A 7,161-nucleotide genomic window follows, 5' to 3' on the forward strand; every position below is an offset into this window, starting at 1 on the left:
CGTTCGAAGACGAGGGACACGCGGCCGGTGGCGCGGTAGTCCGTGACGTTTCGGCCCCGGATCGGCCCGCGAAGGGGCGCGAACGTCACGGACTACCGCCGGCGGGGCGCCTCACCAGGTGGTGTCGTGGCACTCCCGGCTGGCGGCGACCGCCTCGACCTGGAGGGTGGCGTGCTCGACGTGGTGGTCCTCGCGGAGCACCCGCTGGGCGCCGGCGAGCACGGCCTGGGCGTCGGCGCCGGGCGCCAGCACCAGGTGGGCGGTGGCGACGGTCATGCCGGAGGTGAGCGTCCAGGCGTGGAGGTCGTGCACGTCGGCGACGCCGCGCACGGCGTCGAGGTCGCGGACGACCGCGTCGAGGTCCATCCCCGGCGGCACGTGCTGGGCCAGCACCGAGAGCACCTCGCGGCCCAGCACCACGGCCCGCACGGCCACGAAGGCGCCGATCGCGAGCGCCACCGCGGTGTCCCACCAGCCGTCGCCCGTGACCGCGACCAGCACCCCCGCGGCCAGCACGCCCACGCTGCCGGCGGCGTCGGAGACCACCTCGTAGTAGGCGCCCTTGACCGCCAGCGACTCGCCCGCCCCGCTGCGCAGCAGCAGCATCGAGACCGCGTTGACGGCCAGGCCGAGTGCGCCCACGACCAGCATCGGCGTGGTCGCGACGTCGACCGGTGCCCCGGCCCGCGAGACCGCCTCGACCACGACGTACGCCGACACCCCGAGCATCAGCAGCACCGTGAAGCCGGAGGCGAAGATCTCGGCGCGGTAGGAGCCGTAGGTGCGCCGCCCGGTGGGGTCGGGGCGGGTCGCGATCCGGGTGGCGGCCAGCGCGGCGCCGAGGGCGACCACGTCGGCGGCCATGTGGCCGGCGTCGGAGACCAGCGCCAGCGACCCGGAGACCAGCCCGGCGACCAGCTCGACGACCAGGAACGCCGCCACCAGCGCGAAGGTCGCCGCCAGCCGCCAGCGGTGACGTCCGGTGGCCGACCCGGTCTGGTGGTGGCCGTGGTGGTGACCGTGCCCCATCAGCGCGCCCTCGGCGAGGGGGCGGGCGTCAGCGGCACGGGGTCGCCGGTGGCGGCGAGCACGCCCTCGGCGGCCCGGAACAGCGCGTCGACCGGCACGCCGGGCACCAGCGAGAAGACCGAGGCCCGGCCCCGCGGCGTCGACTCGACCAGCCCGCACTCGCGCAGCACGGCCAGGTGCTTCGACACCGTCGACTGCGCCAGGCCGAGGTGCGCGACCAGGTCGACGACCCGGTGGGGCCCGAGCGCGAGGTGGCGCAGGATCACCAGTCGCGAGGGGTCGCCCAGCGCCCGGAACAGGTACGCCGCGACGGCGAGCGCCGCGAGGTCCTCCTCGGTGTCCTCGACCGGGGTCGGCACCGTCGGTGCGCCTGTCAGCATCGCCACCTGACGATGCTATCGACTCCCGGCGTCACCGGCCAGTCGACGCGATCGGCGTAGGGTCCCGGCATGGGGTGGTGGGAGCAGCGGGTGGTGCCGCGGCTGACCGACGCGTCGCTGTCGCAGCCGCCCGTCGACCGGCTCCGGGCCGAGGCCTGCCGCGGCCTGGCCGGACGCGTGGTCGAGATCGGCTTCGGCAGCGGGCTCAACCTGCCCCACCTGCCGACCGGGGTGACCGGCGTCGACGCGGTGGAGCCGCTCGACCTGGGGTGGGAGCGCTCGGCCGGCCGCCGGGCGGCGTACGACGTGCCGGTGCGCCGGGTCGGCCTCGACGGCCAGGCCCTCGCCGCCCCCGACGACTCCTACGACGCCGCGCTGTGCACCTTCACGCTCTGCACGGTCGCCGACCCCGGGCGGGCGCTCGCCGAGCTGCGCCGGGTGCTGGTGCCGGGCGGGCGGCTGCACCTGCTCGAGCACGGCCTCGGCCCGACCCCTCGGGTACGCCGCTGGCAGCGCCGCCTCGACCCGCTGCAACGGCGGGTGGCCGGCGGCTGCCACCTCAGCCGCGACCCGCTGGCCCTCGCCGCCGGTGCCGGGTTCACCGTCGAGGCGGTCGACCAGGGCTACCTCGCACCGGGGCCCGGCAAGCCCTGGGCCTGGGTGACCCGGGCCGTCGTCCGCGGCTGACTCAGCTCGCGGATCAGCCCGCGGATCAGCCCGTGGTTCAGCCCGCCGCCCCCGGCCCCGCCTCGTGGTGGGGTGCGCCGTGGGTGCGCCGCTCGGCCTTCATCTCGGCCTCGTAGAGGTGACGCCGGCCCCCGGCGAGCCGGTCGCGCGCCTCGCGCTCGAGCTCGCGGAACGCCGACCAGTAGTTGTCGTCGTAGTCCTCGACCAGCTGGAAGGTCCAGCGGTCGGCGATCACGTTGCGGCCCACGAGCTCGGTGGCGAGCCGGTCAGCGAGCTCGGGGTGGCCGGCCTCGCGGAACAGGTCGACTGCCTCGCCGAGCAGCAGGTCGCTGCGGCCGGTCGTGCGGTGGAAGGCGTAGAGGTGGCCGCGAGCGTGCTCGGTGGCCTCCAGGGCCTCCCCGAGCTTGCCCAGCGCCTCGACGGTGGCGTCGTCGAGGCCGTCGGGCCGGCTGTGGTCGTCGACCATCCGCGGCCCTAGTGGTCGCGCAGGGCGTCGACGAGCTCGCCCTTGCTCATCGACGACCGGCCCTCGATCTCCAGCTCGGCGGCGCGCTTGCGCAGCTCCTCGACCGTCCAGTCGTCGTACGACCCGTGGCTGCCGCCGCGGCTGCCGACCTTCGAGCGCCCCTCGGCGGCGGCGGCGTTGGCGATCCGCGCCGACTTCTCCTTGCTGTTGCCCTCGTCGCGGAGCTTCTCGTACAGCTCGTCGTCCTTGACGCTGGGCCCGGGCTTCTTGCTCGCCGGCATCTCGGCTCCTTCCGTCGACGTCCTCCCGCCCACTACCCCCCGCCCGCTCGCCCATTCCCGTACCTAGGGTCCAGCAGAATGCGAACCCGCGGGCGGGGCACCGGGTGGGTCGGCCCCGGCAGGACGACGGACGCAGAGCGGAGGAGCACGGGTGGACGCGGTGGAGACGGTGGTCCTGGACCTCGACGGCACCCTGGTCGACTCGGTCTACGTGCACGTCTCGGCCTGGCAGGCGGCGTTCCGCGACGTCGGCCTCACCGTGCCGGCGTTCCGGCTGCACCGGGTGATCGGCATGGGCGCCGACCGCCTGGTCGCCCACGTGGCGGGCGAGGCCGCCGAGCACTCCCTGGGTGACGAGGTACGCCGCCGCCACGGCGAGCAGCTCGACCAGCGGTTCCACGAGATCGTGCCCACCGAGGGCGCCGTCGACCTGCTGGAGACCTGGCACGACCGGGGCGCGACGCTGGTGCTCGCCAGCTCCGCGGAGGCCGAGGTCACCGACCGGCTGCTCGACCTCCTCGACGGCCGGCGCCGCCTGCTGGAACGGGTGGTCACCGGCTCCGACGTCGACCAGAGCAAGCCGGCCGCCGACCTGGTGACCGCCGCCCTCGAGGGCATCGACGACCCCGACCGCGCCGTGCTGCTCGGCGACACCGAGTGGGACATGCGGGCCGCCGCCCGAGCCGGCGTCCGCGGCATCGGCGTGCTGTGCGGCGGGATCACCGAGGCCGAGCTCCGGTCCGCCGGGGCCTCGACGGTCTACGGCACCCCGGCCGACCTGGCGCGGCACCTCGCCGCGGGCGGGCCGGGCTGAGGCCGGGCCGTGGACCCGCACCCGGTCACCGGTCGCCGCGAGACCGAGACCGAGCGCCTCGACCGCAAGTGGGACGACCTGGTGCAGGAGCTCCGGGTGATGCAGACCGGGGCCCAACTGGTGGCCGGGATCCTGCTGACGCTGCCCTTCCAGGAGCGGTTCGAGGAGCTCGACTCCTTCCAGCACGTCGTCTACCTGTGCCTGGTCGTGCTCGCCGCACTGGTCACCGCGCTGGTGATGACCCCGGTCGCGATCCACCGCGCGCTCTCGGGACGGCAGGTCAAGCAGCAGGTCGTGGCCGCCGCCCAGCGCCTGGTCTGGGGGGTGATCACGACCATCGCGCTGCTGGTGGTGGGGATGACGGCGTTCGTCTTCGACATGGTGGTCGACCGCACCGCGGCGATGGTCGCCGGCGGCTCGGTGGGCCTGGTGCTCGCGGTGCTCTTCGTCGCGGTGCCGGTGACGCTGCGCCGCCGGGGCGACCGCGCCGACGACGACACCTGACGCGTCGTACGACGGGCGCGGGTGGTTGCGCGGCCTCCCGGCCGGTTACCGCACCGGCATGACTGACGAGCGCATCGAGGCAGTGCAGGCAGTGGTCGACCGGGTGTCGTCGTGGCAGGACGGCGCCACCGAGGGCAAGGTCGCCGACGAGCTCCGCAAGGGCGCCCAGGAGGTGGGGATCGAGCTCAGCGACGACGAGGTGACCCGGCTCGCCGACGCGATCCAGGACGAGCACGGGGCGGTCTCGGCCGCCGAGGTGCTGCGCTAGGCCGGATCCCGGGCCACGCCGGGCTTCGTCTCAGCGGCCCCGGCGGCGCAGCACGACCACCACGACGACCACCACGACGCCGGCGCCGAGCACCACCGCACCGCGCCGGAGGCCGGTGCGGGCCTGCGCCTCCAGCCGGGAGGTCAGCTGGTCGACGGTGCCGGCCAGCCGCTGGCGGGTCTGCTCGAGCTCGGCCTCGAGTGCCTCGAGCTCACCCTCGCGCGGCACGGGTCCTGCCTCCCCCGAGCGCGGCGTCGTCGAGCGCGGCGTCGTCGTTGCCACCCACCACCGCGTGGTCGGTCCTCCCGAGTCGTTGCTGGGTCATGGCGTGCCGGTGCCCCGCCGCCGCTCCCCACATCCGCGACGCCGTGGGCTGCCAGACTGACATCCATGGCCGAGATCCCCCACCGGCGCGGCGCCCCGATGCCGGGCGCGGAGGTGCTGGCCGAGCCGCTGCGCTCCCGGTGGAGCCCCAGCGTCTTCGACCCCGCTCACGTGGTGGGACGCGAGCAGGTGGTCGCGCTGATCCGGGCCGCGCAGTGGGCACCGAGCTGCGGCAACGCCCAACCGTGGCACCTGGTGGTCGCCGAGCGCGGCGACGCCACCCACGACCTGCTGGTCGCCCGACTCTCGCGCGGCAACGCCGGCTGGGTGCCCCGGGCCTCGCTGGTGCTCGTCGTCGGCGCCCAGGTCGCTCCTGACGACCGCGGCGAGGGTGGCACCAAGCCGGCCCACGCGGAGTACGACGCCGGGCAGGCCGCCGCCCACGTGACCCTCCAGGCGCGCGCGATGGGCCTGCACGCCCACCAGTTCGCCGGCTTCGACCGCACCGGGCTCGCCGCCGACCTCGGCGCGCCGCCGTGGGTGCGGCTGCTCGCCGGCATCGCGGTCGGCGTACCGGGCGACCTCGACGACGTGCCCGAGCGCGACCGCGAGCGCGAGCACCGGGTGCGGCGCCGCCGACCGGCCGAGCAGTGGGTGCACGCCGGGTCGTGGGGCACCCCGTGGCCGGGCCTGGAGCCGTGACCGCGCGCCACCTCGGCGCGGTCGCGCTGCTGGCCGCCCTGGTCAACCTGCCCCTGGGGCACGGCCTGGTCAGCGGCCGCGACGTGCCCGCCGGCCTGGTCGGGGTCACGGCCGTGGCGGACCTGTTCCTCCTGCTGGTGCTCGGCCTCGGGCTGACCCTGGGCCGGCGTCGCGACCGGCCGCTGCTGCTCGTCGCCGAGACCGACCTGACCCGCTGCCGGCCCGCCGGGCGGGTCGAGGCGCTGCCCGACGGCCGCTGGCTGGTGGAGGGCGACGTGCGCGACCTCGGCGCGGACTGGGTCGAGATCGACGCCGGCGGCCGCCTGGTGCGCGTCGCCCTCGACGGGCACGCCAACCCGGCCCGCCACCAGCAGCCGGTGCGCGCGCTGGGGCGGCTGGCAGACTCGTGACCATGACCTCCCTGTCGGACTTCCGGGCGACCTCGATCACCGGCGAGGACGTCGATCTGTCGTCCTACGACGGCCAGGTGGTGCTCGTGGTCAACACGGCCTCGCAGTGCGGGTTCACCCCGCAGTACCAGGGCCTGCAGGAGCTGCACGACTCCTTCGCCGACCTCGGGTTCACCGTGCTCGGCTTCCCGTGCGACCAGTTCGGCCACCAGGAGCCCGGCGACGACGCCGAGATCGCCGACTTCTGCGAGCGCAGCTTCGGCGTCCGGTTCCCGCTGTTCTCCAAGGTGGAGGTCAACGGCGACGGCGCCCACCCGCTGTTCCGCTGGCTCAAGGAGCAGAAGGGCGGCCTGCTCGGCGGCGCGATCAAGTGGAACTTCACCAAGTTCCTCGTCGGCAGGGACGGCCGGGTGCTCGGCCGCTACGCGCCGACCACGAAGCCCGAGAAGCTCGCCGGCGACATCGAGGAGGCGCTGCGCGCGTGACCACGTTCAGCGCCCACACCAGCGCCAGCGACGTCGTCCGGGCCGACCGCGACGCGGTCTGGGCGGTGCTCACCGACCCCGCCCAGGTCGCGAGCATGACGCCGTTCGTCACCCGGATCACCCCCCGCGGTGAGCACTGGATCTGGGAGATGGGCGGCCTGGAGGTCCTGGGTCGCAAGGTCTCCCCGACGTTCACCGAACGGATGACGCTCACGCCGCAGAGCCGGATCGACTTCACCCACGACCCGCCCGAGGGCCGGGAGCGCGCCGGCGTCGAGGGCATCTACGAGCTCGAGGACGCCGACGACGGCACCCTGCTCACCATCGACCTGACGATCTGCGTCGACCTGCCCCTGCCCCGCGCCGCCGGCCCCGCCGTCCGCGCCACGATGAAGGGCGTCATGGGCACCATCGGCGACCGCTTCGCCAAGAACTTCCTCAACCGCCTCGGCGCCTGACCCCGCGCTGGTCGAGCGGCGACGAGCCCCCGGCAGCCGAAAGCCGACCGTCCCCACCGGCGCTGGTTGAGGTGCGAGCGGAGCGAGCCTCGAAACCCCCGCACCCGAACGCGCTCCGGCGGGAACGGGAGGGCTTCCGTCTCACCGGGTTTCGAGACAGGACTTCGTCCTTCCTCGACCACCGGCGCTGGTTGAGGTGCGAGCGGAGCGAGCCTCGAAACCCCAGACGGCCGAACGCCCTCCCGTTCCCACGGGAGGGCTCTTGGCTCGCCGGGTCTCGAGGCTCAGGCCTGGCGGCCTTCGCACCTCGACCAGCGCAGGTACCGGTGGTCGAGCAGCGAGGAGCGCCAGCG

Annotated in this window: 13 protein-coding genes; 8 read left to right on the forward strand and 5 right to left on the reverse strand. The window is 75.0% G+C overall.

Annotated elements, in window-relative coordinates; translation table 11 throughout:
* Positions 1-111: 111 nt before the first annotated feature.
* Together JT721_RS10625 and JT721_RS10630 are read right to left on the reverse strand one after the other, a co-directional pair.
* Positions 112-1,029, reverse strand: coding sequence for a cation diffusion facilitator family transporter (locus JT721_RS10625; RefSeq protein WP_205473075.1), 918 nt, complete (start codon positions 1,027-1,029; stop codon positions 112-114).
* On the reverse strand, positions 1,029-1,409 hold the full coding sequence (locus JT721_RS10630) for a helix-turn-helix transcriptional regulator (protein ID WP_205473127.1): 381 nt from the start codon (positions 1,407-1,409) through the stop codon (positions 1,029-1,031). The genes JT721_RS10625 and JT721_RS10630 overlap by 1 nt, the downstream gene beginning before the upstream one ends.
* Positions 1,410-1,478: 69 nt before the next feature.
* On the opposite strand from JT721_RS10630, the gene JT721_RS10635 reads away from it, so the two are divergent.
* Entirely contained in the window at positions 1,479-2,096 is a 618-nt protein-coding gene (locus JT721_RS10635) for a class I SAM-dependent methyltransferase (protein WP_205473076.1), read from the forward strand.
* A gap of 37 nt (positions 2,097-2,133) precedes the next feature.
* Here the strand turns inward: JT721_RS10635 and JT721_RS10640 are convergent, their stop codons facing one another.
* Together JT721_RS10640 and JT721_RS10645 are read right to left on the reverse strand one after the other, a co-directional pair.
* The gene (locus tag JT721_RS10640) at positions 2,134-2,562 is read right to left on the reverse strand and encodes a hypothetical protein (RefSeq protein WP_205473077.1); all 429 of its coding nucleotides are present in this window, start codon (positions 2,560-2,562) and stop codon (positions 2,134-2,136) included.
* Positions 2,563-2,570: 8 nt separating this feature from the next.
* Complete coding sequence (locus JT721_RS10645; protein WP_205473078.1) at positions 2,571-2,843, reverse strand: Rho termination factor N-terminal domain-containing protein; 273 nt, start codon at positions 2,841-2,843, stop codon at positions 2,571-2,573.
* A 151-nt stretch (positions 2,844-2,994) separates the two neighbouring features.
* Between JT721_RS10645 and JT721_RS10650 the strand changes: the two genes are divergently transcribed.
* Genes JT721_RS10650 through JT721_RS10660 form a run of 3 tightly spaced genes read left to right on the forward strand, consistent with a single transcriptional unit; the run spans position 2,995 to position 4,429 of the window.
* Complete coding sequence (locus tag JT721_RS10650; RefSeq protein ID WP_205473079.1) at positions 2,995-3,657, forward strand: HAD family hydrolase; 663 nt, start codon at positions 2,995-2,997, stop codon at positions 3,655-3,657.
* 9 nt (positions 3,658-3,666) lie between these two features.
* Positions 3,667-4,161, forward strand: a complete 495-nt coding sequence (locus JT721_RS10655; RefSeq protein ID WP_205473080.1) for a DUF6328 family protein — start codon at positions 3,667-3,669, stop codon at positions 4,159-4,161.
* A gap of 58 nt (positions 4,162-4,219) precedes the next feature.
* Entirely contained in the window at positions 4,220-4,429 is a 210-nt protein-coding gene (locus JT721_RS10660) for a hypothetical protein (protein ID WP_205473081.1), read from the forward strand.
* Positions 4,430-4,459: 30 nt separating this feature from the next.
* Here JT721_RS10660 and JT721_RS10665 read toward each other — a convergent pair whose 3' ends face one another.
* A complete protein-coding gene (locus tag JT721_RS10665) occupies positions 4,460-4,657 on the reverse strand; it encodes a DUF3618 domain-containing protein (RefSeq protein WP_205473082.1) in 198 nt (65 codons plus the stop codon).
* Positions 4,658-4,819: 162 nt separating this feature from the next.
* Here JT721_RS10665 and JT721_RS10670 point away from each other — a divergent pair, with 162 nt between their 5' ends.
* The 4 genes from JT721_RS10670 to JT721_RS10685 are packed head-to-tail and all read left to right on the forward strand — an operon-like array spanning position 4,820 to position 6,808.
* Entirely contained in the window at positions 4,820-5,455 is a 636-nt protein-coding gene (locus tag JT721_RS10670) for a nitroreductase family protein (protein ID WP_205473083.1), read from the forward strand.
* Positions 5,452-5,865, forward strand: a complete 414-nt coding sequence (locus tag JT721_RS10675) for a hypothetical protein (RefSeq protein ID WP_205473084.1) — start codon at positions 5,452-5,454, stop codon at positions 5,863-5,865. Before JT721_RS10670 ends, JT721_RS10675 begins: the two co-directional genes overlap by 4 nt.
* Before the next feature lie 2 nt (positions 5,866-5,867).
* On the forward strand, positions 5,868-6,350 hold the full coding sequence (locus JT721_RS10680) for a glutathione peroxidase (RefSeq protein WP_205473085.1): 483 nt from the start codon (positions 5,868-5,870) through the stop codon (positions 6,348-6,350).
* The gene (locus JT721_RS10685; protein WP_205473086.1) at positions 6,347-6,808 is read left to right on the forward strand and encodes an SRPBCC family protein; all 462 of its coding nucleotides are present in this window, start codon (positions 6,347-6,349) and stop codon (positions 6,806-6,808) included. Before JT721_RS10680 ends, JT721_RS10685 begins: the two co-directional genes overlap by 4 nt.
* Positions 6,809-7,161 lie beyond the last annotated feature (353 nt).

It is taken from the genome of Nocardioides sp. SYSU D00038 (assembly GCF_016924665.1).
Taxonomy (GTDB): domain Bacteria; phylum Actinomycetota; class Actinomycetes; order Propionibacteriales; family Nocardioidaceae; genus Nocardioides.

Coding starts and splice junctions, on each gene's coding strand:
- JT721_RS10625 (WP_205473075.1), bottom strand. CDS start 1,029: ATGGGGCACGGTCACCACCACGGCCACCACCAGACCGGGTCGGCCACC.
- JT721_RS10630 (WP_205473127.1), bottom strand. CDS start 1,409: ATGCTGACAGGCGCACCGACGGTGCCGACCCCGGTCGAGGACACCGAG.
- JT721_RS10635 (WP_205473076.1), top strand. CDS start 1,479: ATGGGGTGGTGGGAGCAGCGGGTGGTGCCGCGGCTGACCGACGCGTCG.
- JT721_RS10640 (WP_205473077.1), bottom strand. CDS start 2,562: ATGGTCGACGACCACAGCCGGCCCGACGGCCTCGACGACGCCACCGTC.
- JT721_RS10645 (WP_205473078.1), bottom strand. CDS start 2,843: ATGCCGGCGAGCAAGAAGCCCGGGCCCAGCGTCAAGGACGACGAGCTG.
- JT721_RS10660 (WP_205473081.1), top strand. CDS start 4,220: ATGACTGACGAGCGCATCGAGGCAGTGCAGGCAGTGGTCGACCGGGTG.
- JT721_RS10670 (WP_205473083.1), top strand. CDS start 4,820: ATGGCCGAGATCCCCCACCGGCGCGGCGCCCCGATGCCGGGCGCGGAG.
- JT721_RS10680 (WP_205473085.1), top strand. CDS start 5,868: ATGACCTCCCTGTCGGACTTCCGGGCGACCTCGATCACCGGCGAGGAC.